Annotated in this window: 25 protein-coding genes, 2 tRNA genes, 1 other RNA gene and 1 pseudogene; 12 read left to right on the top strand and 17 right to left on the bottom strand. The window is 65.6% G+C overall.

Annotation, left to right across the window (positions count from 1 at the left end; translation table 11 throughout):
• Positions 1 to 21 precede the first annotated feature (21 nt).
• The 3 genes from IEW19_RS15700 to IEW19_RS15690 are packed head-to-tail and all read right to left on the bottom strand — an operon-like array spanning position 22 to position 3,241.
• Complete coding sequence (locus tag IEW19_RS15700) at positions 22 to 861, bottom strand: sugar phosphate isomerase/epimerase family protein (RefSeq protein WP_188572543.1); 840 nt, start codon at positions 859 to 861, stop codon at positions 22 to 24.
• Positions 858 to 2,072, bottom strand: a complete 1,215-nt coding sequence (locus IEW19_RS15695; RefSeq protein ID WP_188572542.1) for a dihydrodipicolinate synthase family protein — start codon at positions 2,070 to 2,072, stop codon at positions 858 to 860. The genes IEW19_RS15700 and IEW19_RS15695 overlap by 4 nt, the downstream gene beginning before the upstream one ends.
• Positions 2,072 to 3,241: a Gfo/Idh/MocA family protein gene (locus IEW19_RS15690; RefSeq protein ID WP_188572541.1), complete on the bottom strand. Its 1,170-nt coding sequence runs from the start codon at positions 3,239 to 3,241 to the stop codon at positions 2,072 to 2,074. The genes IEW19_RS15695 and IEW19_RS15690 overlap by 1 nt, the downstream gene beginning before the upstream one ends.
• A 167-nt stretch (positions 3,242 to 3,408) precedes the next feature.
• On the opposite strand from IEW19_RS15690, the gene IEW19_RS15685 reads away from it, so the two are divergent.
• Together IEW19_RS15685 and IEW19_RS15680 are read left to right on the top strand one after the other, a co-directional pair.
• On the top strand, positions 3,409 to 4,497 hold the full coding sequence (locus IEW19_RS15685; protein ID WP_188572540.1) for a LacI family DNA-binding transcriptional regulator: 1,089 nt from the start codon (positions 3,409 to 3,411) through the stop codon (positions 4,495 to 4,497).
• Positions 4,497 to 5,240 (top strand): alpha/beta hydrolase, encoded by a 744-nt coding sequence (locus IEW19_RS15680; RefSeq protein WP_188572539.1) that lies wholly within the window; start codon positions 4,497 to 4,499, stop codon positions 5,238 to 5,240. Before IEW19_RS15685 ends, IEW19_RS15680 begins: the two co-directional genes overlap by 1 nt.
• A gap of 40 nt (positions 5,241 to 5,280) precedes the next feature.
• On the opposite strand, the gene IEW19_RS15675 is transcribed toward IEW19_RS15680, so the two are convergent.
• Positions 5,281 to 6,183, bottom strand: coding sequence for an aldose 1-epimerase family protein (locus IEW19_RS15675; RefSeq protein WP_188572538.1), 903 nt, complete (start codon positions 6,181 to 6,183; stop codon positions 5,281 to 5,283).
• A 79-nt stretch (positions 6,184 to 6,262) separates the two neighbouring features.
• Between IEW19_RS15675 and IEW19_RS15670 the strand changes: the two genes are divergently transcribed.
• Positions 6,263 to 6,970 carry a DNA alkylation repair protein gene (locus IEW19_RS15670; RefSeq protein WP_188572537.1) on the top strand — a complete coding sequence of 236 codons (708 nt, stop codon included), beginning with the start codon at positions 6,263 to 6,265 and terminating at the stop codon, positions 6,968 to 6,970.
• Positions 6,971 to 6,991: 21 nt separating this feature from the next.
• On the opposite strand, the gene mptB is transcribed toward IEW19_RS15670, so the two are convergent.
• Positions 6,992 to 8,548 (bottom strand): polyprenol phosphomannose-dependent alpha 1,6 mannosyltransferase MptB, encoded by a 1,557-nt coding sequence (gene mptB, locus IEW19_RS15665; protein ID WP_188572536.1) that lies wholly within the window; start codon positions 8,546 to 8,548, stop codon positions 6,992 to 6,994.
• A 146-nt stretch (positions 8,549 to 8,694) separates the two neighbouring features.
• Between mptB and orn the strand changes: the two genes are divergently transcribed.
• The 3 genes from orn (at position 8,695) to def (ending at position 10,190) form a co-directional block, all read left to right on the top strand.
• A complete protein-coding gene (orn, locus tag IEW19_RS15660; protein WP_188572535.1) occupies positions 8,695 to 9,324 on the top strand; it encodes an oligoribonuclease in 630 nt (209 codons plus the stop codon).
• Between the two features lie 127 nt (positions 9,325 to 9,451).
• Positions 9,452 to 9,524, top strand: a tRNA-His gene (locus tag IEW19_RS15655).
• Between the two features lie 93 nt (positions 9,525 to 9,617).
• Positions 9,618 to 10,190 (top strand): peptide deformylase, encoded by a 573-nt coding sequence (gene def / locus IEW19_RS15650; RefSeq protein WP_188572534.1) that lies wholly within the window; start codon positions 9,618 to 9,620, stop codon positions 10,188 to 10,190.
• Positions 10,191 to 10,211: 21 nt separating this feature from the next.
• On the opposite strand, the gene IEW19_RS15645 is transcribed toward def, so the two are convergent.
• The 4 genes from IEW19_RS15645 to rnpB all read right to left on the bottom strand — a co-directional run bounded on the left by IEW19_RS15645 (position 10,212) and on the right by rnpB (position 13,557).
• Positions 10,212 to 11,009 (bottom strand): HNH endonuclease family protein, encoded by a 798-nt coding sequence (locus IEW19_RS15645; RefSeq protein ID WP_188572533.1) that lies wholly within the window; start codon positions 11,007 to 11,009, stop codon positions 10,212 to 10,214.
• Between the two features lie 126 nt (positions 11,010 to 11,135).
• Positions 11,136 to 11,345, bottom strand: coding sequence for a hypothetical protein (locus tag IEW19_RS15640; RefSeq protein WP_188572532.1), 210 nt, complete (start codon positions 11,343 to 11,345; stop codon positions 11,136 to 11,138).
• Positions 11,346 to 11,419: 74 nt separating this feature from the next.
• Positions 11,420 to 12,898 (bottom strand): glyceraldehyde-3-phosphate dehydrogenase, encoded by a 1,479-nt coding sequence (locus tag IEW19_RS15635; RefSeq protein ID WP_188572531.1) that lies wholly within the window; start codon positions 12,896 to 12,898, stop codon positions 11,420 to 11,422.
• Positions 12,899 to 13,169: 271 nt separating this feature from the next.
• Positions 13,170 to 13,557, bottom strand: an RNA gene (rnpB, locus tag IEW19_RS15630) — RNase P RNA component class A.
• 56 nt (positions 13,558 to 13,613) lie between these two features.
• Here rnpB and IEW19_RS15625 point away from each other — a divergent pair.
• Entirely contained in the window at positions 13,614 to 14,378 is a 765-nt protein-coding gene (locus IEW19_RS15625; protein WP_188572530.1) for a YaaA family protein, read from the top strand.
• Positions 14,379 to 14,390: 12 nt separating this feature from the next.
• Here IEW19_RS15625 and IEW19_RS15620 read toward each other — a convergent pair whose 3' ends face one another.
• Complete coding sequence (locus tag IEW19_RS15620; protein WP_188572529.1) at positions 14,391 to 15,128, bottom strand: zinc ribbon domain-containing protein; 738 nt, start codon at positions 15,126 to 15,128, stop codon at positions 14,391 to 14,393.
• A 98-nt stretch (positions 15,129 to 15,226) separates the two neighbouring features.
• A complete protein-coding gene (locus IEW19_RS15615) occupies positions 15,227 to 16,150 on the bottom strand; it encodes a Nif3-like dinuclear metal center hexameric protein (protein ID WP_188572528.1) in 924 nt (307 codons plus the stop codon).
• A 99-nt stretch (positions 16,151 to 16,249) separates the two neighbouring features.
• Here IEW19_RS15615 and msrA point away from each other — a divergent pair, with 99 nt between their 5' ends.
• The 3 genes from msrA to epsC all read left to right on the top strand — a co-directional run bounded on the left by msrA (position 16,250) and on the right by epsC (position 18,398).
• Positions 16,250 to 16,774, top strand: a complete 525-nt coding sequence (msrA, locus tag IEW19_RS15610) for a peptide-methionine (S)-S-oxide reductase MsrA (RefSeq protein WP_188572527.1) — start codon at positions 16,250 to 16,252, stop codon at positions 16,772 to 16,774.
• Positions 16,775 to 16,838: 64 nt separating this feature from the next.
• Positions 16,839 to 17,774 (top strand): cysteine synthase A, encoded by a 936-nt coding sequence (gene cysK, locus IEW19_RS15605; protein ID WP_188572526.1) that lies wholly within the window; start codon positions 16,839 to 16,841, stop codon positions 17,772 to 17,774.
• A 39-nt stretch (positions 17,775 to 17,813) separates the two neighbouring features.
• Positions 17,814 to 18,398 (top strand): serine O-acetyltransferase EpsC, encoded by a 585-nt coding sequence (gene epsC / locus IEW19_RS15600; RefSeq protein ID WP_188572525.1) that lies wholly within the window; start codon positions 17,814 to 17,816, stop codon positions 18,396 to 18,398.
• Positions 18,399 to 18,516: 118 nt separating this feature from the next.
• Here the strand turns inward: epsC and gnd are convergent, their stop codons facing one another.
• Positions 18,517 to 19,953 carry an NADP-dependent phosphogluconate dehydrogenase gene (gene gnd, locus IEW19_RS15595; protein ID WP_188572524.1) on the bottom strand — a complete coding sequence of 479 codons (1,437 nt, stop codon included), beginning with the start codon at positions 19,951 to 19,953 and terminating at the stop codon, positions 18,517 to 18,519.
• A gap of 231 nt (positions 19,954 to 20,184) precedes the next feature.
• Between gnd and IEW19_RS15590 the strand changes: the two genes are divergently transcribed.
• Entirely contained in the window at positions 20,185 to 20,910 is a 726-nt protein-coding gene (locus IEW19_RS15590; RefSeq protein ID WP_188572523.1) for a FadR/GntR family transcriptional regulator, read from the top strand.
• A gap of 177 nt (positions 20,911 to 21,087) precedes the next feature.
• Here the strand turns inward: IEW19_RS15590 and IEW19_RS15585 are convergent, their stop codons facing one another.
• The 5 genes from IEW19_RS15585 to IEW19_RS15565 all read right to left on the bottom strand — a co-directional run bounded on the left by IEW19_RS15585 (position 21,088) and on the right by IEW19_RS15565 (position 23,491).
• On the bottom strand, positions 21,088 to 21,378 hold the full coding sequence (locus IEW19_RS15585) for a hypothetical protein (RefSeq protein WP_188572522.1): 291 nt from the start codon (positions 21,376 to 21,378) through the stop codon (positions 21,088 to 21,090).
• A 100-nt stretch (positions 21,379 to 21,478) separates the two neighbouring features.
• Positions 21,479 to 21,554: transfer RNA gene (locus IEW19_RS15580), tRNA-Val, on the bottom strand.
• Between the two features lie 99 nt (positions 21,555 to 21,653).
• On the bottom strand, positions 21,654 to 22,574 hold the full coding sequence (locus IEW19_RS15575) for an NAD-dependent protein deacetylase (protein WP_188572521.1): 921 nt from the start codon (positions 22,572 to 22,574) through the stop codon (positions 21,654 to 21,656).
• A gap of 6 nt (positions 22,575 to 22,580) precedes the next feature.
• A complete protein-coding gene (locus IEW19_RS15570) occupies positions 22,581 to 23,075 on the bottom strand; it encodes a peroxiredoxin (RefSeq protein ID WP_188572520.1) in 495 nt (164 codons plus the stop codon).
• Positions 23,072 to 23,491, bottom strand: a complete 420-nt coding sequence (locus tag IEW19_RS15565; RefSeq protein ID WP_188572519.1) for a DUF3052 domain-containing protein — start codon at positions 23,489 to 23,491, stop codon at positions 23,072 to 23,074. Before IEW19_RS15565 ends, IEW19_RS15570 begins: the two co-directional genes overlap by 4 nt.
• A gap of 427 nt (positions 23,492 to 23,918) precedes the next feature.
• On the opposite strand from IEW19_RS15565, the pseudogene IEW19_RS15560 reads away from it, so the two are divergent.
• Positions 23,919 to 25,850: pseudogene (locus IEW19_RS15560) on the top strand (pyruvate dehydrogenase E1 component-related protein); the annotation flags it as partial.

Genomic DNA, 25,850 nt, shown 5'->3' with positions numbered 1-25,850 from the left:
GCAGGAGCCCGCGGTCTTGAATCAGGAGTACGGCAGCACAAGCTCCGCATAGCGCTCCTGGACCGTGGCCAGGACGGTGTTGCCGTCCGTGTCCCAGATCTCCTGATTGAAAATTTCCACTTCGATGTCGCCGGAATACCCGGCATCGCGCACCCACCTGCCGATGGTGGCGAAGTCCACCACACCGTCGCCCATGTACCCGCGGGACAGCAGGGGGTCGGCGGCGATGGGCATGTTGAAGTCGCATACCTGGTAGGAGGCGATCCGGTTCTCCCGGCCAGCACGTTCAATCTGCCCCTTCAGCTCTGGATCCCACCAGACATGGAAGGTGTCGACGGCGACCCCCACTGTGGAGGCGTCGAACGGCGCCGCGAGGTCCAGGGCCTGCCCGAGGGTGGAGATAAGGGCACGGTCCGCGGCGTACATCGGGTGCAGCGGCTCCAGCACCAGCCGGACGCCGTTTTCCCGGGCAAACGGAACCAGGTCCGCGAGCCTGTCAGCCACGCGTTGCCGGGCTGCCACAATGTCCTTCTCCCCCGGCGCGAGGCCACCGACCACCAGGAACAGCTCCTTGGTGTCCAGCGCAACGGCCTCGAGGATGGCTGCACGGTTGTCGGCGAGCGCGGCAGTCTGCCCCTCGGCGTCGGCCGCGGTGAGGAACCCCCCGCGGCAAAGGGAGGAAACGCGCAGTCCGGCGTCTTTGATCAGGCGGGCTGCCTTGTCCAGGCCGGCCTCCGCCACCCGGTCCAGCCAGGGGCCGATGGCGGGGATGCCCGCGTTGACGCAGCCCTCGACGACCTGGGCCAGCGTCCACTTCTTGGTGGTGGCGCTGTTGATGGACAGCCGCGTGAAGTCGTTCATGCCCCCACCCCGTTGATCCGCAGGTAATCGGACATCCGGAACGCAGCCAGGGCGGGGTCTTTCAGCAGGCCGGCCTTGTCTGCCAGTTCGAAGGTCCTGGCGAGGTGGCAGACGGAGCGGCCGGAGTGCAGGCCGCCCACCATCTGGAATCCGGGCTGCTTGCCGTTGAGCCACGACATGAACGCGATCCCGGTCTTGTAGTAGAACGTGGGGGCATTGAAGATGTGCTCTCCCAGTTCCCGGGTGGTGTCAAGGATTTCGCGCGCCTTGGCGGGGTTGCCGGCGTCGTAGTTCTGCAGGGCCACCGAGGCGGCCGGGTAGATGGCAGCGAAGATGCCCAGCAGGGCATCCGAGTGGTGGCTGCCGTCGCCGTCGATCAGTTCGGGGTAGTTGAAATCGTCCCCGGTGTAGAGGCGGACCCCGTCGGGCAGGGCGGCGCGGAGGGCCACCTCGTGGCTGGCGTCCAGCAGGGAGACCTTGACGCCGTCCACCTTGGCCTCGTTGTCCCTGATGAGGCCAAGGAACGTGGCGGTGGCGGTGGCGACGTCGTCGGATCCCCAGTAGCCGGCGAGGGCGGGATCGAACATGGTGCCCAGCCAGTGCAGGATGACCGGTTGGTCCACTTCCTGCAGCAGGGCGGAGTACACCGTCACGTAGTCCTCGGGGCCACGGGCTACCCTGGCCAGGGCACGGGAGGCCATGATGATGACCTTGGGCCCGGCCTCGGCGATGAAGGCGATCTGCTCACGGTAGGCCTCGAGGACGGCCTTGATGCCCGCTTCGCCGGTGGGTAGTGCGTCGATGTCCAGCTGGTCGGTGCCGGCGCCGCAGGAGACAAGGTCCCGGACAGACTTTCCCGCGGTGGCCGGGGTGCCGGCGGAGACCACCGAGGCAGCTTCCACTCCCGTGCGCTTGATGAGCTGCTGCGTGGCGGCCCAGTCCAGGCCCATGCCGCGCTGGGCGGTGTCCATGGCATCAGCCACGCCCAGGCCGTAGGACCACAGCTCGTGGCGGTACGCCATGGTGGCGTCCCAGTCCAGGCGGGCAACGGCGCCGGGGGTGTTGTCGGCGAGGACTTCGGGGATGACATGTGCGGCGGCGTAGGCGCGCCGTGCCGTCAGCGGGGCTGTGGGACGGGCCCAGGTCGTGGCGCCCTGCAGCTTGTATTCCCGGGTGCCTCCGTCTTCGGAGGGAAGGATGAGCGAAGTCATTAGAGGGTGATCTCCGGGATGTCGATGGTGCGGCGTTCGTCGTTGGACTGCAGGCCCAGCTCGGCGAGTTGGACACCGCGGGCCGCGGAGAGCAGGCCGAAGCGGTGCCCGCGGCCGGCAACGACGTCGCGCAAAAACTCTTCCCACTGCAGCTTGAAGCCGTTGTCCAGCTCGGCGTTGGCCGGGACTTCCTGCCACTGGTCGCGGAAGGATTCCGTGACCGGCAGGTCCGGGTTCCAGACGGGCTTGGGGGTGTGGGCACGCTGCTGGACGACGCACTTGTTCAGGCCCGCCACGGCCGAACCGTGGGTGCCGTCAACCTGGAACTCCACCAGCTCGTCGCGGTAGACGCGGACGGCCCAGGAGGAGTTGATCTGGCCGATGACGTCGTCTCCGCCGGGGGTCTCCACTTCGAAGATGCCGTAGGAGGCGTCATCGGCGGTGGCCTGGTATTCCTTGCCGGCTTCGTCCCAGCGGGCGGGGATGTGGGTGGCGGTCTTGGCGTTGACGCTCTTGACCTTGCCGATGATGCCTTCGAGGACGTAGTTCCAGTGGCAGAACATGTCCGTGGTCATTCCCCCGCCGTCTTCCTTGCGGTAGTTCCAGGACGGGCGCTGCGCCGCCTGGATGTCACCTTCGAAGACCCAGTAGCCGAATTCGCCGCGGATGGAGAGGATGCGGCCGAAGAAGCCCTCGTCCACCAGCCGGCGGAGCTTGACCAGGCCCGGGAGGTACAGCTTGTCGTGGACAACGCCGGCGGTAATTCCGGCTTCCTTGCCGATCCGGGCCAGCTCAATGGCCTCCTCAAGGGTCTCGGCCGTGGGCTTCTCAGTGAAGATGTGCTTGCCGGCCTGCATGGCCTTCTTCAGCGTCGCGGCGCGCAGGCTGGTCATGGAGGCATCGAAGACGACGTCGACAGTGGGGTCGTTGATCACGGCGTCCAGGTCGGTGGTCCACTCGGCGACCTTGTGCTTCTCCGCCAGTTCGCGGATCCTGGCCTCGTTGCGGCCCACCAGGATGGGTTCAACCTGGACCCTGGTGCCGTCCTCGAGGGTGAAGCCGCCGGCGTCGCGGATGGGCAGGATGGAGCGCAGCAGGTGCTGGCGGTAGCCCATCCGGCCGGTGATGCCGTTCATGGCGATACGGATGGTTTTGGTTTCGAAGCCCATGTGTCCTCCACGGTGAGTGAGCAATGTACTCAAACTGGCTGGGAAAGCGCGTTCCCACTTCTTCCATGATGCACGGCGCGCTTGCGCTTGGCAAGCGCTTTCCGCGAGTACTTTTGACTGCCATAATGTCCTTAGCTTTCGAACCCGTCCGACAACCAGGAGATGCCGTGGCTGCAAGTACCCTTACCGAGGTTGCCCGCCTTGCCGGAGTCTCCCCCGCCACGGCCTCCCGCGTGCTGAACGGCTCGGCGCGGAAGCCGGGCAAGGACATTGCTGACCGTGTCCGGCAGGCAGCGGATTCACTGGGCTATGTCCCCAACGCCCAGGCGCAGGGCCTCGCGAAATCCAGCTCCGGCCTGATAGGCCTGATCGTCCACGACATCGCCGACCCCTACTTCGCCGCCATCGCCAGGGGCGTGCAGGAAGCCGCACGGGAGCAGCGCAGGATGGTGCTTCTTGCCACCACCGGTGGCGGGCCGGCGGAGGAGAAGGAAGCGGTGGCCGCCTTCGCGGCACGCCGCGCAGACTCCATCGTGATCGCCGGTTCCCGCTCCTGCCGGGATGAAGACCAGGACGGCAATGCCGAACTGGCCGCCGAACTTGACCGCTACTGCCGCAACGGCGGCCGGGTGGCAGTCGTGGGGCATCCCGTGGTGGGGGCAACGGCGTCGGAGGGATACCACGTGGTGGAAGTGCCCAACCAGGAGCTCGCCGGCCGGCTCGCCACGGAACTTGCGGCCGGCTGGGACGGGGACTTCGTCATTGTCGGCGGGCCAGAGGGGCTCCTAACCTCCGATGACCGTGTCCGCGGCTTCCAGGATGGACTGGAGCGGGTGGGGCGCCGGCCGGCGGAGGTGCTCCGGAGCGCGTTCAACCGCTCAGGAGGATATGAAGCCGGGCTTCAACTTGCCGCCAGGATCAAGGCGGCCCGGTCCGGGGAAACGGCAGCACCGCAGCTGTGTATTTTCGCCGTCAACGATGTGATGGCCATCGGGGCCGCTGCGGCGCTCCGGTCCGAGGGGCTCCGCATTCCCCGGGACGCCGCCATCGCCGGCTTTGACGACATCGAAACCCTCCGCGACTTCCGGCCGGCCCTTTCCACCGTCCGCCTGCCACTGGAGGACATCGGGCGTTTCGCCACCAGGGCCACCGGCCGGCAGCCGGACACCGGGAACGGCGAAGAGGGGGAAAGCGCCTCTCCCGGTGTCATCACCGGCGAGGTCACGCTGCGGCGCAGCACCGAAGCGGCAGCCTGATGACCCCTCGCGGACTTACCGCAGTTCCGGCGCGTTCCGTGGCTGTCGGCTCCCGTCCTGCCATCCTGGTCCTGCCGGGCGGCGGCTATGCCCGCCAGGCAGGCCACGAAGCGGAGCCGGTTGCCGAGTGGCTCGCCTCGCTGGGCATCCACGCTTTCGTGCTCCGGTACAGGGTGGCCCCGGACCGGCACCCGGCCCCTTTGGAGGACGCCAAGGCGGCCATGCTCCACATCCGGAAGGGGCAGCACGGGCTGGCCGTGGACGCGGAGCGCGTTGGCGTCCTGGGGTTCTCCGCCGGCGGCCACCTGGCGGCCATCCTGGGCACGGCAACCGGCACCGGGAACCTCGAGCTGGACATACCCGCCGCCGTCCCGGACCTTGCAGTGCTGTGCTACCCAGTGGCGTCCCTGACCCACGAAACACACCAGGGGTCGGTGGAGAACCTCCTTGGCGACGCGCCGCCGTCGGACCTCCTCACGGCGCTCTCAGCGGAGCTGAACGTCACCCCCCGGACACCGCCCGCGTTCATTTGGCACACAGCCGACGACGAGGCCGTCCCGGTGAGCAATAGCCTGAACTACGCCGCGGCGCTGATGGCCGCCGGCGTTCCGGCGGAGCTGCATGTCTTCCCGGAAGGACGGCACGGGCTGGGACTCGCCCACGGCGAACCCGGGCCCGGGCAATGGACGTCACTGTGTGCGGCGTGGCTGCAGCGTGCCGGATGGGCCGCCTCCCCCGCCTGAGGCCGCGCTTACCCGCCCAAAAACAGCAGGGCCCGCTGGGCTAGCCCAGGGCCCGGATGGTCCAGCTCGCCGAATGGGACCCGCCGGGCTGCAGGTGCACCAGGTCGGCGCCGGAATGCAGGGCGTCCGGCGGGCATGTCATGGGCTCCACGGCCAGGCCCAGCCGGTCCGGGCCAACGGGCTTGTCCCCGGTGTGCACCTGGACCCACGGCCATTCCGGCCCCCACCCCAGCTCCACCCCTGTTCCTGATGGGTCCAGTACCCGCACCCGGGCCAGGCCGGCATCATCCCGGGAGATGCCCGTGAACGCTTGGTCGATCTTCACCTGCCCTAGGCGGCGCGGGGAGCGGAAGTCGAAGGCGTCCCCGTCCACCTGCCGCATCCCCACGGGCAGCAGCCGGTCCGGGGTGACCTCAAGGTAGGCTTCGGCGGGAAGTTCCAGTGACCAGTCGTCCAAGGGGGACGGGCCGGCCACCAAATAGGGATGGGGGCAGACACCGTAAGGTGCGGCAACGGCACCGGCGTTGACCGCCCGGACCGTGCCGCGGAGCCCGTCGTCGGAAAGCCCGTATGTGACCGTGAGCTCCAGGTCCCCGGGGTAATCCGGGCCGGACGGAATGCGGCAGCCCAGAACGGCCCGGTCGGAACCCGCTTCCAGCACCTTCCAAGCCCGGTGGATGGCAAGGCCGTGCAGTGCAGCGCCCCGCTGCGGTTCATTGACCGCGGCGGCATAGGACCTGCCCGCGTAGGTGTAGGTGCCGTCGGCCAGTCGGTTGGGCCACGGCGCGCAGATGACGCCCCGGTAGTCGGGCACGGCACCTTCCGGACCAAAGCCCACCACCAAGTCCCTGTCCCCGTGCCGCAGTTCGCGGAGCGCCCCGCCCCTCAGGGTGACGACGGCGGCGTAGGGTCCGTGGGCGAGGTGGACTTCGGTTCCGGGCATGGTTCCCTTTAGGTCGTAAAGTGTTAGCGCTCACCAGCGTACCGCACCGGCCGTCCCGCCGGCTGGCTAAAGTTGCCCCATGGACACGGCCCCGGATCACGACCTCATCGCCGCCCTCAAGGGCGCGCTGAGGGAGCTCGCCGACCCGGCGCGTGCTGCCGGCGCCCAGGCCTACATGAAGTCCGCGCTGCCCTCACTGGGCGTACGGGTTCCCGGCGTACGGCGGATCTCCGCCTGGGCTGCCCGGGAGTTTCCGCCCGCGTCAGCCGCGCAGCTTCGTGCCACGGTGCTGGAACTGTGGCGTACCTCCACCTTCCGGGAGGAACGTTATGCGGCGATTGACCTGACCGGAAACCGGCTGCTGGCGGGTGACCTGGACATGCTGCCCGTGTACGAGGAAATCATCCGCACCGGCGCCTGGTGGGATTTTGCCGACGCCGTGTCCGGACGGATCAGTGGCCTGCTGCTGGCGCACCCCGGAACGATGTCCCAGGTACTGAGGCTGTGGAGCGGGGACCCGGACCTTTGGCTCCGGAGGGCCGCCATCACGTCGCAGCTTCGGGCGAAGGAGGCCACCAACACGGCACTGCTTGCCGCCGTGATTGAGCCGAACCTGGCGGACCGGGAGTTCTTCATCCGCAAGGCGATCGGCTGGGCCCTGCGGGAGTACGCCAAGACGTCACCGGAGTGGGTCGAAGCGTTCGTCACCCGGCACGGCGACGCCATGAGCCCGCTGTCACGGAAGGAGGCCTTGCGGCGGATTGCCGGTGGGACTGGGCAGCAGTAGCGGCTGCTGGATCACGGAACGCTAGATTACGGGACGCTCGACGACGGGCTCGTGAGTTTTGCGGAACAGCGTGCGGGTGCCGGGGTCCCAGAAGATCAGGTACAGCGCGAACAGGAGCGCGGTCAGCGCCGCCGCCACCCGGGCCAGGGCGAGGGCGAAGCCCAGGTCCTGGGTCTGGAGGTACGGAAAGACTTCCAGCTGGTCCGAAATCGCGTAGATCATGAAGAAGGACACCACGAAATACAACGCCTTGACCTGCCAGTCGTTGCGGATGCCCGTCACGGCGAAGAGCGGAATCAGCCAGACCACGTACCAGGACTGGATGATGGGGGCCAGCAGGACCACGGCGGCCAGGCCGAGCGTCAGGCGGCGCATCAGTCGGTCGTAGTCACCCTTGAAGATCTGCCAGGCGACGATGCCCACGGCAAGCAGCTTCCCGGCGTCGAACACCCAGCCCGCGGGCACCGACCCGTCCAGGCCGAACGCGCTGGCAAGGGATCCAACCACCATGCCGATCAATCCCACGGGGGCATACCAGATGGAGATGCTGCCGGGGGCGGAAAGCCCGTTGATCCATCCGAAACCGAACCCGTTGACCAGGCTCATCACGGCCAGGGCCGCCAGGCTGAGGCCACCCGTCAATGCCCAGAAAGCCACTTTGCGCAGCCATCCCGCATCCTTGCCTGCCCACAAGAGACCGATGAACGGCAGGAAGACAATGGTGATGGGCTTCACGGCGATGGACAGGGTCACCAGCACGATGCCGCGGACCTCGCGCCGGGTTGCAGAGCAGTACAACCCCGCCAGGGCCAGCCCGATCATGAGGGAGTCGTTATGGACGCTGGCGATGAAGTTGGTCAGGAAGAGGGGGTTGGCCACTGTCAGCCAGAGGGCCCGGTGGGGGTTGACGCCGTGCAGTTCGGCCAGCCGGGGCACGTAGATGACACACAGCACCACGCCGGCCGCTGACACCAGCCGGAAGAGCATGACGCAGGCCTCCGGCTGGACATTGGTGGCCCAGACAACGAACTGCTCGATCCACAGGAACAACTGGCCGTAGGGAACCGGGGCCTCGGTCCACATCCTGTCGGCGCCGAGCTGGAAGTAGTTGGACAGGGCAGAGATGCCGTTTTCGTACGGGTTGAAGCCTTCCACCATCAGGCGCCCCTGCCCGATGTAGGCATAAACGTCGCGGCTGAACAGCGGCACGCTGAACATCATCGGCAGTCCCCACGCCGCCACCGCGGCAAGGGTCGCCCTCCGGGCCTGCTCCCCCCACACCCGGACTTTCTGGCCAAGCCGGAGCCAGGCACGCACCAGCAGCATGCCCCCGACCGCCGCCAGGACAATGGACAGCGCCACGCCGGGAGCTTCGGTGCGCATCCAGATGAAAAGGGGCATCCGGCGCAGTTCCGAGACAGGGGCCAGCCAGCCCACACCGATGGAACCTACCAGCATGAACACGGAGCCCACGAAACCGGCAAGCAGGGGTGAGCGCGGATTGTCCACCTCGGCACTGCCCGTTCCGGCAATGCCGGTCGTCGCCATCTCCCCCGTTGCGGGCACAGGCGCCGTCATCTCAGGATCGTCCAATCTTTTTGCGTTTCCGCGGTTCGCCCGGCGGGCCGCGCGGAACACGATTAAGGGCGGAAGGTCCGACCCGCCGCGTACCCGAAATCCTAGCATCGGCAGGGTGCCCGGGAGTGTAACGGTAGGCTGGTCCGGTGCCTATATCTAACGAACGAATCGTCTGGATCGACTGCGAAATGACCGGCCTGGACATCAAGAACGACGCCCTTGTCGAGGTGGCGGCCCTGGTCACCGATTCAGAACTGAACATCCTGGGGGACGGTGTGGACGTGGTCATCAAACCCGACAACGCCGCCGTTGCCCAGATGTCCGATTTCGTCCGGGACATGCACACCAAGTCCGGCCTGCTGGAGGAACTGCCGCACGGCAAGACGATGGCAGAAGCAGAGGCCGCGGTGATGGAGTACATCTCCACCTGGGTTCCGGACCCGCGCAAGGCGCCGCTGGGCGGCAACTCGGTGGGAACCGACCGGGTATTCCTGTCCCGCGACATGCCTGCAATCGTGGAACACCTCCACTACCGCGTCATCGATGTCAGCACCATCAAGGAGCTGTCGCGCCGCTGGTACGCCCGGGCCTACTTCCAGTCACCCGCAAAAAAGGGTGGCCACCGCGCGCTGGGAGACATCAAGGACTCCATCGACGAACTCCGCTACTACCGTGAGGCCGTCTTCGTTCCAGCGCCCGGCCCCGACAGCGCCACGGCCCAGAAGATCGCCCGGAGAATCACCAGCAGTGACGCCGAAGGGCAGCCCCGCGAGTAATCTGCGCCACGTTTGCATGAAATTTCGCGCAAATCGCGGAAAGTGGACAAAGCACCCCTTCCGAGCAGGTAAGCTATTTGAGTTGCGTTTCCAGTGAGCCGCTAGGGCGGACCACTTGAGGCACATGGTGGGCTTAGCTCAGTTGGCAGAGCGCCTGGTTGTGGTCCAGGAGGTCGCGGGTTCAACCCCCGTAGCTCACCCTCACAGTAAGGAGGCCGTACCGGATATCCGGTGCGGCCTCCTTTGTTTTGCATCAATTGCTTCTGCACTGGATACCGCCGGAGGACCGCGAGATGACTGTTCAGCCAATCACCATCTGGGGCGAGCCCGTCCTGCACCGCCGCGCCGCCGAGGTTGAGGTGTTCGACGACGAACTGCGCACCTTGATTGCCGACATGTTCGAAACCAATGACGCCGCGAACGGGGTGGGTCTCGCTGCCCCGCAGATCGGCGTCGGCAAGCGGATATTCGTCTACAAGTACGCCAATGACGACGGCGCTCCCCCAACCGGCGTCGTGGTGAATCCGGTCCTGACCCTGTCCAAGGTCTCCGGCGCTGCCCCTGACCCGGACGAGGAGGAAGAGGGCTGCCTGTCCTTCCCGGGTGAGCAGTATCCGCTCAAGCGGGCAGACTGGGCACGGGTGGAGGGTTTTGACGGTTTCGGTGAACCGGTGAAGTTCGAGGCTACTGGCTGGTTTGCCAGGGTTATCCAGCACGAGTTCGACCACCTGGACGGCAAGCTGTACGTCAACCGGCTCATTGACCGCTATGCGCGCAAGGCCATGAAGCAGGCGAAGAAGAACGGGTGGGGCGTGCCCGGGCTGACATGGATGCCCGGTGTCGACCCTGATCCGTTCGGTCACTGACCCTTTCCGGGCGAGCCCCGGTCAGCGGGCCGTAATGGTCGCCTGATCCGGGCACGAAGCGAGGACGCCTTTCATGGCGTCCTTTTCAGCCGACGTCACCCACAAGCCGTAGGCTGCCTTGACGGAGATCTGGCGTGCCACGTAATGGCAGCGGATCGCGGTGTTTTTCGGCAGCCAGGTGGCGGCGTCGCCCGCGCTTTTTTGCTGGTTCGAGGCGCCGTCGGCAGCGATGAGGTTCAGGGGGTCGTTGGCGAGGCTCTGGCGTTCCTTCGGTCCCAGGCCCTGCGCTCCCTTTTGCCAGGCGTCACCCAGTGCCACTACATGGTCGATCTGGACCGCCCGGCTGCTGTCGGAACCGCGGCGGAAGTCAACGTCCTGGCCGGTGTAGGGTTCCCGGAAGTGCCCGGCCGTTACCTTGCAGGTGGAGCCTTCGGAGAACACAACATCGGCGAGGTCCCTGCGGAGAATGTCGTTGCGGGTATCGCAGCCGTTTCGGTCAACATCCAGCCATGCCTGGCCAAAGGCTTCGCGGCTGTAATCGGTGTTCGGTGCCCGTCCCTTCACGGCCAGGCCGTCGAGGGCTGCAAGGGCCCTGCCTGCCGGCACCGGGTTGGGCTCCTGGACCGGTTTCATCCAGGCGGCGTTAAAGACGGGCGCCTCCGTTGGCCCCTCCATCGCCGGCCCCGCTGCCGCGAACTGTCCGGCGGTGAAGAACCAGAACAGGCCGGCAATGATGGCTGCAGCAGCCGTAAAAAGAAGCACCCAGGCCTGGTGGGAACGGCGGCGTGCGCGGCGGTAGGCAGACCAGCTGATGGTCATGGGGTTGACGCTGGGAGGGGAAAATCAGGCACCCCAAGAGCCTAGGACAGAGGACGCCCCCGGGCGCAGATATCCACACTGTTGAGGAAGAGTGATGGATCACAGGGCCTTGCGGTCGCCGCCGGGCTACTGTTCCCTGGTAACCCTTCGAAGGTCCTCTTCCGCAATGGCCAGCAGGCTCTCGAGTTGGCGCACCCTGTCATCGCTGACATCGCCGTTTTTCTGGGCGGCACGCGCGCGGTCCAGCAGCCGCACTGCTTCCTTATGGTTGGCCTTGGCCACGTCCAGCGCGTGCTCGAGGGTGGTTTCGTGCTGGAGTGTCGATTCGTTGTCCATGCCACCAGTCTGGTCCCGTTTCCCGGCTGATTCCAGAGAACCAGCCGGGAATTCGCAGGACGTGGTGGAATCGGTCAGACGGCGATGGCAGCCAGGGCTGCAGCGCTTTCCTTCGCGGGGAACGACGGCGGGTTCACGCCGGCCATTTCCTCCATGACGCGCACCACCTGGCAGCTGTAGCCGAACTCGTTGTCGTACCAGACATAGAGGACCAGGTTCTTGTCCGTGGACACCGTGGCCAGGCCGTCCACGATGCCGGCGCGGCGGGAACCAACGAAGTCGGTGGAGACGACCTCGGGCGAGTCGATGTAGTCGATCTGCTTGCGCAGGTCCGAGTGCAGCGACATTTCGCGCAGGTAGTCGTTGACCTCGTCCTTGGTGGTGCCGTTTTCGAGGCTGAGGTTCAGGATGGCCAGCGATACGTCCGGGGTGGGGACGCGGATGGAACTGCCGGTCAGCTTGCCCAGGAGTTCGGGCAGGGCCTTGGCCACGGCCTTGGCGGCACCGGTTTCGGTGATGACCATATTCAGGGCCGCGGAGCGGCCGCGGCGGTCGCCCTTGTGGAAGTTGTCGATCAGGTTCTGGTCGTTGGTGAAGGAGTGGACGGTTTCCACATGGCCGTGCACCACGCCGAACTTGTCATTGATGGCCTTCAGGACCGGGGTGATGGCGTTGGTGGTGCAGGACGCAGCGGAGACGATCCGGTCCGCATCGGTGATGTCCTTGTGGTTGATGCCGTGGACGATGTTCTTCAGTTCGCCCTTGCCCGGAGCGGTCAGCAGGACCCGTGCCACGCCCTTGCTCTGCAGGTGCTGGGAGAGTCCTTCGGCGTCGCGCCAGCGGCCCGTGTTGTCCACTACCAGGGCGTCGTTGATCCCATAGTCCGTGTAGTCGATGGTGGCGGGATCGTTCGAGTAGATGACCTGGATCTGCACGCCGTTGGCCGTGATGGTGTTGGCGGCCTCGTCGATCCGGATGGTGCCTTCGAAGGAGCCGTGGACGGAGTCGCGGCGCAGGAGGCTGGCGCGCTTGGAGAGGTCGTTGTCGGAGCCGCGGCGCACCACGATGGCCCGCAGGCGCAGTCCGTGGCCGCCGCCGGCCTTCTCGATGAGGATCCGTGCCAGGAGGCGTCCGATGCGGCCAAAGCCATAGAGGACGACGTCGGTGCTGGTGCGGTCATCGCCGCCGCGCTTGCCCACGATCTCCCCGAGCTCGCTGCGGAGGAATTCCTCCAGGGTGGCGCCGTTGCCTTCTTCCTTGAACTTCTGGTTTAGGCGGGCGATGTCGATCGCGGCCGCACCGAGGTCCAGTCCGGCCAGCGTGTTCAGCAGGGGCGCCGTGTCTTCCAGGAGCAGTTCGTCCTTGCTCATCCGGCGCGCGAAGCGGTGCGCCTTGAGGATGTTCATGGTGGACTTGTTGATCAGGCTCCGGCCGTGGATGCTGGTGACCACGTTGTTTTCGCGGTACAGCCTGCCGATCACCGGGATCATGGCCTCGGCGAGGGCCTCCCGGCCCATCCACGTATCAAGACAAGAATCAGACGTCTGGCTCACAGAAATACCTTCCTCGGTTCAGCCGTGTACGTCGTCGTACACAGATGTAGGCCACCTGATGATGTCCAGGGGCACCGGCACCTGCAGGGATGGCCCCCAGGCGCCCGGATCGCGTGCAAAGAAAAACCGCCGGTTGCGGACGCAACTTTCGGCGGGAGAACTCCTGCGTCCGGGATCCATTCTAATTTGGCCCACCGCAGGGAACACGCTTGTACTGCGTGAAATCACTCACACAGCCGCGGTGCACCTCCCACGGCCAAACGCGGTTTGAAGGATGGGACAGCCGGTACGCCGGGTTCTGTTCCCCCCTGCCGTTACCGGAAAGGGAGCGACGGCCATCCATCTACGAGTACCGTTGCCGGCACCCTCCAGCGGCCTACCCGGACACTCGGGCGGGCAGCCCTCGAACGTGTCCTGTCTGGCCTTGCTCCGGGTGGGGTTTACCTAGCCTTCCCGGTCACCCGGGAAGCTGGTGGTCTCTTACACCACCGTTTCACCCTTACCTGCCCTTCACGGCCAAAACCGGAAATGCAGGCGGTCTGTTTTCTGTGGCACTGGCCTGCGGGTTGCCCCGAGTGGGCGTTACCCACCACCCTGCCCTGCGGAGCCCGGACGTTCCTCGAGCCACCTGCGTGGCGCGCGGCCGTCTGGCTGTCCCATCCGCGTCCAGTCTACCGGCGCTGCCGGCGCTTGTTGTCGCCGGTAGGATCGGACGGTGCTGATTCTGCTTCCCCCTTCCGAAGGCAAGACGCCCGCGCTCCGCGGGCCCGCCGTCGACTGGTCCGCCTTGAGCTTCCCGGAGCTTAATCCGTACCGCGCAAAGGTCCTTGAGGCACTGGGAACGGTCAGCGCGCACCAGGATGCGCTCGCCCTGCTGGGCGTTGGCGCATCGCTGCGTGACGACGTCGAGCGCAATACGCGCCTGCACGCCGAGCCGGCGGCGCCGGCGCACAGCATCTATTCGGGCGTTTTGTATGACGCCCTTGGGTACCGGAGCCTCACGCCGGGCCAGCGGCGCAAGGCAGACGCGTCCGTCCTGGTGGTATCAGCGCTGTGGGGGGCCCTTCGGTTTGGCGACAGCGTCCCGGCCTACCGGCTGTCCATGGGCACGGCGCTGCCCGACGTCGGCAGGCTGGCTCCGTTCTGGAAGGCGCAGCTTGGCGACACCCTTACAGGCGCGGGCCAGGGGCACCTGCTGGTCGACTGCCGGTCCAGCACTTATGCCGCGGCATGGACGCCGCCGCCGGAACAGACCGTCGCCGTCAACGTCTTCACCGAGGCCGGCGGAGTACGCAAGGTGGTGAGCCACTTCGCCAAGCACACCCGCGGCGAACTCGCGCGGCACCTGCTGGCGCGCCGCGGAAAAGCCCCGGCCGCGCCGTCGGACCTTTTGAAGGCTGCCCGCGAAAAGTGGGACGCCGAACTGGTGCCGGGCACCGGCCGCAAGCCGCACGCCCTGAACATCATCCTGCCGGGCTGATCTCCAGGCGGGTCAGGCCCATTCGTCGGAACGGACAAGGATGGCACCGGAGTCCGGGCAGAACACGATGTCGTCGGCGGCAGCCGCCTTGATCTCGGCGAGGTCGCCTGGACTCAGCTTCATGCCCGATGCTTCCGAGGTGCCGTGGAAGAGCCGCGCCGCACCAACACCGCGCTTGGCCAGCGTCTTTTCGTAGACCGCCACCATGGCAGAATCCAGGCCCGCGGCAAATCCGGTGCGCTGGGCACCAAGCCCCGCCGCTTCGGTTTCCACTTCGGCCAGGGCCGCATCAAGCTCAGCCCTGATGGTGCCGAAGGAACCCTGGATGTCATCAACAATCTGCTGCTGCGCCGCCTGCCGTTCCCGCAGCGAGTCCAGCCGTTCCATGACCTCCAGCTCCACGTCCTCAAGGTCGGAGCGCCGCTTGTTGAGCGAGGCGATGTCTTTCTGCAGTGCCACCAGGTCCTTGGAGAGGCCGGTGCCGCTGTTGAGGCGCGCTTCGTCGCGTTCGATGCGTGACGCTACCTGTTCGACGTCGGCCTCCGCCCGCTTCAGCGCGGCCTCGGCGTCGTGGACGGCCACTTTGGCGGCGCCCAGTTCGCCGTTGGCAACGGACAGGGCGGCCTCAAGATCCTTGATGCGGGGATCATTCTCCAGCGTGCGGCGGCGGTTGGTGAGGCCCTTCAGCCTGGCGTCGAGCCCCTGCAGTTCGAGCAACTTCAACTGTTCCGCCGGTGCTGCCTTGGCCACTGTTACCTCCGCTAGATCCCTTCCGGCCGTGGCCGGGCACCGAACCGGCGCTTCCTAGACTCTAGCGCCTGGCCTGTCCGTCCGCCTGTGGCCACGGCTCAGCCGGGAGTAAGGATAAAGTCCCAGGGATCCGTGTTGGTGGTGCTGACCCGGATCTCCACCGCATGGCCCTGGTCACCCAGGACGTTGCCCAAAGCCGCCGCCGCGGCAGGCAGCCAGAGCCACTCACTGGCAAAGTGCGAAACGTCCACCAGGTAGGGGCGTCCGTTCAGCGCGGCTTCCCGGGCTTCGGATGCGGGGTGGTGGCGAAGGTCCGCGGTGACATAGACGTCGGCGTTGCTGGCCCGCACTTCAGCGAACAGCGAGTCGCCGGCGCCGCCGCAGACCGCGATGCGCCGCACCAGTCCGTCCTTGTCTCCGGACACGCGCACTCCCCCGGCAACGGACGGAAGAATCCCGAACACCCGCGCCGCGAAGTCGCCCAGGGTCATGGCATCCGCCAGGTCGCCCACACGCCCGATGCCTTCCTCCGGCAGGCCGTTGGCCGCCACTGTGAGCGGGGCGACGTCCTGGAGCCCCAGGGCATCGGCCAGGACATCAGAGACGCCACCGACGGCGGAGTCCCCGTTGGTGTGCACGGTCAGCAGTGCCGTCCCCGACTCGATAAGCCGGTGGACCGCCCGGCCCTTTGCCGACGTGGCAGCAACGGACGTGACGCCCTTCAACAGCAGGGGGTGGTGGGTGATGAGCAGCTCGGCCCCCCACTCAACGGCTTCCTCGATGACCTCCGATGTGGGGTCCACGGCAAATATCACCTTCGTGACGGAGGCGGACGGATGGCCTGCCACGAGGCCCACCTCGTCCCAGTTCTCCGCCAGGGATTCCGGCCACAGCTCCTCAACGGCAAGGAGCAGTTCCGCCAGGGTGGGGGCGTCAGCGGAAGCGGCCGGTTCCGGCGAGCCGGAGGAGGCTTCGCCCTGGTGATCTGCCTTGCCGGTAACGTCGGTGTCCACAGGTTGCATAGTCTTAGTTTTACCCCATCGGCTTACTGCCGCCGCAGTTTGGGCACCGCGCCCGGGGCGCCGGGGAATCATCCGGCGCTGTCAACCATTGAAGAGGTCATGAAAACTTTTGTTCTTGGCGGAGGCTGCTTCTGGTGCCTTGACGCCGTTTACCGGAAGACCCGGAGCGTGACCTCGGTGGTATCGGGCTACACCGGCGGCCACGACCCCCATCCGGACTACTACTCGGTCTGCAGTGGAACCACCGGCCACGCCGAAGTTGTAGCGGTGACCTTCGATGAGGAGGTCATCCCGGCTGAGGTTGTCCTGGATATGTTCTTCGCCCTGCATGACCCCACCACACTGAACCGACAGGGATACGACGTGGGAACCCAGTACCGTTCCTCGATGTTCTACGAGACCACCGAGGAAAAAATCCTGTTCGAGGAAGCGATCGAACGCAACCAGGCGCTGTGGCCGCATCCCATCGTCACCGAGGTCAGCCGGCTGCCGCGTTTCCACGTGGCGGAGGAATTCCACCAGGACTACTACGCCAAGTACCCGGAGCAGGGGTACTGCCAGGTGATCATCAACCCTAAGCTGGCCAAGGCCCGGAAATATTACTCTGCATGGCTTAACGCTTAGCCACCGTTACGCGGCCTCGTTAGGCTGACCTCAGTATTCACCCCTTAGAGATAGGCGTATGTACATGGCACGGATCTATGACGATGTGACGCAGTTGGTCGGCGGGACCCCGCTGGTCCGGTTGAACCGGCTCAGCGAGGGGCTGGACGCCACCGTTGCCGTGAAGCTGGAGTTCTACAACCCGGCCAACAGCGTCAAGGACCGCATCGGTGTTGCCATTATCGACGCCGCCGAAAAGTCGGGCGCCCTGAAGCCCGGCGGCACGATCGTCGAAGGCACCTCAGGCAACACGGGCATCGCCCTGGCCATGGTGGGTGCAGCCCGCGGGTACAAGGTCATCCTGACCATGCCGGAGACCATGTCCACCGAACGCCGGGTCATGCTGCGCGCCTTCGGTGCCGAGATTGTACTGACCCCCGGTTCTGAGGGCATGCGCGGCGCGGTGGAAAAGGCCCAGGAAATCGTGGCCAACACCGAGAACTCCATCTGGGCGCAGCAGTTCGCCAACGAAGCCAATCCGGAAATCCACCGCAAGACCACCGCTGAAGAAGTCTGGGCCGATACCGACGGCGCCGTGGACATCTTCGTGGCAGGCATCGGCACCGGCGGTACCATCACCGGCGTCGGACAGGTCCTGAAGGAGCGCAAGCCCGGCGTCCAGATCGTGGCCGTCGAGCCCAAGGACTCCGCCATCCTGAACGGCGGCGCCCCCGGCCCGCACAAGATCCAGGGCCTGGGCGCCAACTTCATCCCGGAGCTGCTGGACACCAACGTCTACGACGAGGTCTTGGATGCCACCCTCGAGGATTCGGTCCGCGTGGCCCGCGAACTCGGCATCAAGGAGGGCATCCTGGGCGGAATCTCCTCGGGCGCCATCGTCTGGGGTGCCTTGGAACTGGCCAAGCGCCCGGAAAACGCGGGCAAGCTGATCGTCGCCGTCGTCTGCGACTTTGGCGAGCGTTACATCTCCACCGTCCTCTATGACGACATCCGCGGCTGATCGATCCGCTGTCCGCCCGTTTCCTGTAGAAAGAACTTTGTGGGCTTTTTCGCAAGACTGAAGGAAGACCTCGACGCCGCCCGGTCCCACGACCCGGCGGCTCGAGGTTCTTTTGAGAACTTTTTCGCCTATTCCGGCCTGCATGCCATCTGGATCCACCGGCTGACGCACCGCATGTGGCAGAACCCGGCGCTCCGTTTTCCGGCGCGCCTCCTGTCCCAGCTGGGCCGGTCCTGGACCGGTATTGAGATCCATCCGGGTGCCACGATCGGCCGGCGCTTCTTCATTGACCACGGCATGGGGGTGGTGATTGGCGAGACGGCCGAGATCGGCGAGGACGTGATGATCTACCACGGCGTGACGCTGGGTGGCCGTTCCCTGGCCAGGATCAAGCGGCACCCCACCATCGGGGACCGGGTCACCATCGGTGCGGGGGCGAAGGTCCTGGGCCCGATCACGATCGGCAGGGACAGTGCCGTGGGCGCCAACGCCGTGGTGGTCAAGGATGCGCCGCCCGAGTCGATTGTCACCGGGGTGCCCGCAAAGTGGCGCCACCGGGATGCGCAGCGGGAAACCAAGCCCGCGGTGGATCCGGCCGAATACGACATCGAGTACCGGATCTGACCACTGCCGCAGGCGTGGCCTGGCAGGCGCGGCAGTAAATCAGCAGGTATGGCAAGAGGAGGGCAGTTCCCCGGGTGACCGGGGAACTGCCCTCCTCTTTATCGTGCCGCAGCAGGTGCTAGTGCGTGTCCACCGCTTCAACTTCGGACTTGTCCTCGCCCCACAGCGTGTGGAAAGTACCGTCGGTGTCGATGCGGCCATAGGTGTGTGCGCCGAAGAGGTCGCGCTGGCCCTGGATCAGGGCGGCGGCTACGCGCTTGCGGCGCAGGCCGTCGTAGTAGGCCAGCGATGAAGAGAACACGGGCACCGGGATGCCAAGCTGGACGGCTGTGGCTACAACGCGGCGCCATGCCGGCAGGGCATCGGCGATGGCCTTGGTGAACGCCGGGGCGAACAGCAGGTTTGCCGGCTTCTCGTCAGCGGCGTAGGCCTTGGTGATGTCCTTGAGCAGCTCGGCGCGGATGATGCAGCCTGCGCGCCACAGGGAGGCGATCTCGTCCAGTTTCAGGTCCCAGCCGTATTCCTTGGCAGCGGAGGTCAGCATGTCCAGGCCCTGGGCGTAGGAAACCAGCTTGGAGGCGTAGAGTGCCTGGCGGACGTCCTCAACGAACGTCTCCGGGATTTCGACGGTGGCCTCGTTGCCCGCCAGCAGCTCCTGGCCCAGCTTGCGCTGCGCGGCCTGGGAAGACAGGGCGCGGGCGAACACGGATTCGGCGATGCCGGACACCGGCGAGCCCAGTTCCAGGGCAGAGATGACGGTCCAGCGGCCCGTGCCCTTCTGTCCGGCGGCGTCCACCACGACGTCGACGAACGGCTTGCCGGTCTTGGCGTCAACGTGGCCAAGGACCTCGGCGGAGATCTCGATCAGGAAGGACGACAGGTCGCCCTTGTTCCACTCAGAGAAGATTTTTGCCTGCTCGGCAGGTTCGATGCCGGCGCCGGAACGGAGCAGGTCGAAAGCCTCGCCGATGACCTGCATGTCGGCGTATTCAATGCCGTTGTGGACCATCTTGACGAAGTGCCCCGCACCGTCGGTGCCGATCCAGGCGCAGCAGGGCTCGCCGTCGACCTTTGCGGAGATCTTTTCCAGCAGCGGGCCGAGGGCCTTGTAGGACTCCTTGGAACCGCCCGGCATGATGGACGGTCCGTTCAGCGCGCCTTCCTCGCCGCCGGACACGCCGACGCCCACGAAGTGCAGGTCCTTCTTGGCCAGCGCGGCTTCCCGGCGGCGGGTGTCCTCGTAGTGGGAGTTGCCGGCGTCGATGATGATGTCGCCAGGCTCCAGCAGCGGCTCCAGCTGCTCGATGACCGAGTCCACGGGCTTGCCGGCCTTGACCATGATGAGCACGCGGCGCGGCTTCTCCAGGGAGTCAACCAGTTCCTGCAGGGTTTCGGTCCGGATGAAGTCTCCCTCCGAGCCGTGCTTTTCCAGCAGTGCGTCCGTCTTCTCCACGGACCTGTTGTGCAGGGCAACGGTGAACCCGTTGCGGGCCAGGTTGCGGGCCAGGTTGGCGCCCATGACGGCGAGGCCGGTGACACCGATGTGTGCAGACATCAATAACTCCAATTCATTGTTTGCCTCGGATGCCTGCTTCCGCGGGCGGGAAGACACCGAGGCATATCAGGGGGTCGGAATAAAGCATATATATTCTGGCGGTGACGCGAAAGTAACGGCCGCGCAGTGGAACGGACTGTGTCGGTGCCAGTCTAGGACCGTGGCGTCCCGACGCCTTGGCGCACCGGGCCGCTGACAACCGGCCGCTTCCCAACAACTAGGCTTAGCAGCATGACCAGCAGCCTCCACCATCGTGCCATTGAGAACCTCGGCACCCGGATCATTACCGGAGATCTCCCGGCCGGCCACGTCATGCTCGCGGAGCAGCTGGAGGATGAGCTGAAGGTTTCCCGTTCGGTGATCCGGGAAGCCGTGCGGGTCCTGCAGTCCCTGGGGCTGGTCGAGACCACCAAGCGCGTAGGCATCCGGGTATTGCCGGCAAGCCGGTGGAATCCCTTCGATCCGCTGGTGATCCGGTGGCGGCTGGCCAGCGACGCCCGCGGCGCCCAGCTGCGCTCCCTTGCCGAACTGCGCGCTGCGGTGGAGCCGGCGGCAGCGGAACTGGCAGCGCAAAACGCTCCGGCCTCGCTGCGGATGGAACTTGTGGACGTTGCCCGTGCCATGCGCGAGGCCGGAAACAATGGTGAAGTAGCCCGCTTCCTGGAACTGGACATCCGCTTCCACTCGCTGCTGCTTTCCGGTTCCGGCAACGAGATGTTCGCAAACCTCATGGGCCAGGTGGCCGAAACCCTGACGGGCCGGACCGTTCATGGCCTGATGCCTGACCACCCGCACCAGGCGGCCCTGCAGTGGCACGAGGATGTGGCGGAGGCGATCGCAAGGGGCGACGCCGCGTCTGCGCGTGCGGCCTCGGACCGGATCATGCGGCGCACCATGTCCCAGATGGCCGATACGTGGACCGAGCAGCCGCGGGTCTTCATCCCCGTTCGGCAGTGACTGTTACCTGGCGCGCCTGGATAAGGCCAGGTGCGCTTCCGATGCCTTCAGATACCGCGTGACTTTTTGTTTCCTGCAGTTCACGGTATATTCATCACAGGCCCTCCACCGCGGCATCCCCCAATAGTCGCGGTGGAGGGTTTTCCAATGCCCGAATAGATGGCCGAAGCCACCCTCTCAGGCTGCGCCCGCCGCCGTCTCCCTTAGCCGCCAGCCACCGCCCAGCCCGTCCCGCTGGAGGTACATTGTGGTGAGGGCCGACCTGTCGTTACGTCCCAGCCTGACCTGCAGCTGCAGGACTTCGACGTCCACCCCACTGTTCCCTTTCGGCATCCGGCGGTTGGTTTCCCACCAGTTGATGCGCTCGAACCATCTCACCGGCTCGGCACCCACCGCCCATTCCCTGCCCTTGCTCAGCACCGCCGTCGGCATTCCGTCGTTGTCTGTCTGCACTATGACGTGTTCCATTCCTGCAAGGTATGGCAAGGCACCGACAATCATGCCGGGAAATCCGAGGAGCCAAAAAACCCCGCTGCCACCGCCGGGAGGCGGGGTAACGGGGTTTTCCTGGTGGGTCCTACCGGGATCGAACCGATGACATCCACGGTGTAAACGTGGCGCTCTACCAGCTGAGCTAAAGACCCAAAATCTCGCTGTTTCCGGCCGTTCCGCCGTAACCAACGAACATAGACTCTACCCGACTGTGGACTGGAAACGCGAATCCAGGAAAGTAGCGGCCTTCCCTACAGCGACGGAAGTTCCGCTGCCAGGTAACCCAGGGCTTGGCTGACACCGGCGTCGAGCTTGATTGTCGCTTTGTCATCACCGCGGGTTGCACCCCGGTTGATGATGATGACGGGCTTTGACTCCTTGGCAGCGTGCCTCACGAACCGCAGGCCGCTCATGACCGTCAGGGACGACCCCGCAACCACCAACGCCGCCGCCTGGTCCACCATTGCGTAGGATCGTTCCACCCGGTCCTTGGGCACGTTTTCCCCGAAATACACGAAGTCCGGCTTCAGGGTGCCGCCGCAGGCAGGACACACTGCCACTACGAAGTTACTGATGAGGGCCTGGTCGTCCACGGTGGCGTCAGCGTCCGGGGCCATCTCCACCAGCCCGTCGGCAGCTGCCCGCTCCAGGAACCCGGGGTTGAGTTCCTCAAAGACACCGGCCAGCAGGCGCCGGGTATAGGTCCGTCCGCAGTCCAGGCAAATCACCTGGTCATACCTGCCGTGGAGATCGACGACGTTGGAGCTGCCCGCGTCCTGGTGCAGGCGGTCAACGTTCTGGGTAATCAGGCCGGTGAGGTAACCGCGCCGCTCCAGTTCAGCGGCTGAATAGTGGCCCTGGTTCGGGTCCGCGTGCCGCATGTGGGACCAGCCGATATGGTTTCTTGCCCAGTAACGCTGGCGGTTCGCTGCGTCCCTGACAAACTCCTGGTAGGTCATGGGCCGCCGGGGCGGCGAGTCCGGACCACGGTAATCCGGAATGCCCGAGTCGGTGCTGAGGCCGGCGCCCGTCAGCAGGGCGAAGGGGACGCCGGCGAGCAGGTCCCGGATCCGGTCAAGCACTTCAAGGTCATCCCCGGAGGGCGGGGCCGGGGCGACCGGCGGCATGCTGGCAAAGCCGGTAAGGCCCGTCCCCCGCCGCTGGCCGGCCATGATTCCTCAGGCCTGCTTCAGGTCCGCCAGGGCGGTGCAGTATTCACCGAAGTCGCGCGCCTGCCCGCGGGGGTTCACCACGCTGTACCGGATCCGGCCGTCGCCGTCGATGATGAAGGTGGCTCTCTGGGCCATGCCGCTTCCGGAATCGAACACGCCATACGCGCGGGCTACTGCCCCGTGCGGCCAGAAATCGGCCAGGAGGTCAAAGTTGTAGCCTTCCTGCGCCGCATAGGCGCGGAGGCTGAACTTGCTGTCCACGGACAGTGCCAGGACAACCGCGTTCGAATCCTCGAACATGCCCAGGTTGTCCCGAATCTCACACAGCTCGCCTGTGCAGATTCCGGAGAATGCAAAGGGGTAGAAGACCAGCGCCACATTTTGCCCACGGAAGGACGACAGCCCTACCGGTTCGCCATATTGGTTTGCAAGCTCAAAATCAGGCGCGAATGCGCCCACCGCAGGAACAGCTGCAGAAGCGGGTTCAACCGCTGCCGTCATTTGTTCTTCCTGCTGACCAGGCGGGCGGCGCTCCAGTCCTTCGAGACTCCGGCTGAGGTGGTGACGTGCAGGCCGGCTGTAGGGGCCGCTTCCTGGATGTCCGCGGACGAAACGTAGCCGTCCCTGCCGGATTTGGGGGTGAGGACCCAGACAACGCCGGTCTCGCTCAGCGTGGTGAGGGAATCCATCAGGCTGTCCACCAGGTCTCCATCGCCGTCGCGCCACCAGAGGATGACGGCGTCCGCTACCTCGTGATCGTCCTCGTCCAGCAATTCGGATCCGGTGAGGTCCTCAATATCGTCACGCAAGTCGAAATCGACATCGTCGTCGTAACCGAACTCCTGAATCAGATCCCCGTTCTTGAAACCCAATTTTTCCGCCACATTTACCGAAGTGGCGGCGTCGGCCTCGCTCACGTGTTCCTCCAATACCTCATATATGCGGTTCGCATAGTGATTTCCATTACTCCCAAGCCAACACCCTTTGCGCCTGCGCTTCAAGCTGCCGCCCCCGGGATTGCGCATATTCTGCGTCACATCCGGTTCCGGCAGCCCGTGCCCAGCGGCTTTTCGTCACACATCCAGTATGACGAACGAAATACAACCGCAGCACCCGGGCCACAGCTACGCATCGTGTTGCCGTCAGGGCTAGAGTGGCTGATGACAACTATGCCTGCGGGACGACAACCTTGTGACTCCATGCAGACATAGGAGCGCTAGGAAGCTGCCCGGCACACATGACCGGGCTGTTGTAACCGATACGTCGCACACGGCGTATGTACGCCGGGCAGTCACCCTGCCTGGCCTGAGTGCGCCGATTCATGCGCGCAAAGAGAGGTTGGACGTGGCTGCAGGAGAAGAGACCTCCCATATCCTCAGCGGGTTGACTAACCAGCTGCCTGATCGTGATCCGGAAGAGACTGCCGAGTGGGTTGAGTCCCTGGATGCGTTGATCAGGGAACAGGGCACTGAGCGTGCCCAATACATCATGCGCAGCCTGCTGCAGCGTGCGGGCGCGCAGAGCGTCGGGGTGCCGATGGTGACCACTACCGATTACGTGAACACGATCCCGGTGGACCAGGAAGCGCAGTTCCCGGGTAACGAGGAGTACGAGCGCCGGTACCGGGCGTACATGCGGTGGAACGCCGCGGTCATGGTGCACCGGGCGCAGCGGCCCGATATCGGGGTCGGCGGCCACATCTCGACCTACGCCGGTGCCGCGACGCTGTACGAGGTCGGGTTCAACCACTTCTTCCGTGGCAAGGATGCCCCCGGCGGCGGGGACCAGGTCTTCTTCCAGGGCCACGCCTCCCCGGGCATGTACGCCAGGGCGTTCATGGAAGGACGGCTCTCCGAGGAAGACCTGGACGGGTTCCGGCAGGAAAAGTCCCGCGCCGGGCATGCCCTGTCCTCCTACCCGCACCCGCGCCTGATGCCGGAGTTCTGGGAATTCCCCACCGTGTCCATGGGTATCGGGCCGATGAACGCGATCTACCAGGCGCAGAACAACCGGTACCTGCACAACCGGGGCCTGAAAGACACCAGTGACCAGCAGGTCTGGGCGTTCCTGGGCGACGGGGAAATGGACGAGCCCGAGTCCCGCGGCCTGCTCCAGCTCGCCGCGAACGAGAACCTGGACAACCTGAACTTCGTGATCAACTGCAACCTCCAGCGCCTCGACGGGCCGGTGCGCGGCAACGGGAAGATCATGCAGGAACTCGAAGCGTTCTTCCGCGGCGCGGGCTGGAACGTCATCAAGGTCGTCTGGGGCCGGGAATGGGATGACCTGCTCACCCGCGACACCGACGGCTCGCTCGTGAAAATCATGAACGAAACCGTCGACGGGGACTACCAGACCTACAAAGCCGAATCCGGCGGGTTCGTCCGCGAACACTTCTTCGGCAAGACCCCGCAGACCAAGGACCTCGTCGCGGACCTGACCGATGATCAGATCTGGAACCTCAAACGCGGCGGCCACGACTACCGCAAGGTCTACGCCGCGTACAAGGCAGCGACCGAATTCAAGGGCAAACCCACCGTCATCCTCGCCCACACCGTCAAGGGCTACGGCCTCGGACCACACTTCGAGGGCCGCAACGCGACCCACCAGATGAAGAAACTCACCCTCGATGACCTGAAGAAGTTCCGCGACCACCTCCGGATCCCCGTCACCGACGAACAGCTGGAGAAAGACACCTACCAGCCCCCGTACTACCACCCCGGCACCGACGCCCCGGAAATCAAATACATGATGGAACGCCGCGCCGCCCTGGGCGGGTCCGTCCCCGAACGCCGGAACACCCACACCGACATCACCNAGACCTGATGCGGGACAAGGGCTTCGGCAAACACATCGCCCCGATCATCCCCGACGAAGCCCGGACCTTCGGGATGGACGCGTTCTTCCCCACCGCGAAGATCTACAACCCCAAAGGCCAGAACTACCTCTCCGTGGACCGCGACCTCGTCCTGGCCTACAAGGAATCCCCCGCCGGGCAACTGATCCACCCCGGCATCAACGAAGCCGGCGCCGTGGCAGCATTCACCGCCGCCGGGACCTCCTACGCCACCCACGGCATCCCCCTGGTCCCGGTCTACGTGTTCTACTCCATGTTCGGCTTCCAACGCACCGGCGACGCGTTCTGGGCCGCAGCAGACCAAATGACCCGCGGGTTCATCATCGGCGCCACCGCAGGCCGGACCACCCTCACCGGCGAAGGCCTCCAACACGCCGACGGCCACTCCCCCCTGCTGGCCTCCACCAACCCCGCCGTCC

This window comes from Arthrobacter liuii (genome assembly GCF_014639275.1).
Lineage (GTDB): Bacteria > Actinomycetota > Actinomycetes > Actinomycetales > Micrococcaceae > Arthrobacter > Arthrobacter liuii.
This window is presented reverse-complemented; position numbering and strand designations above follow the sequence as displayed.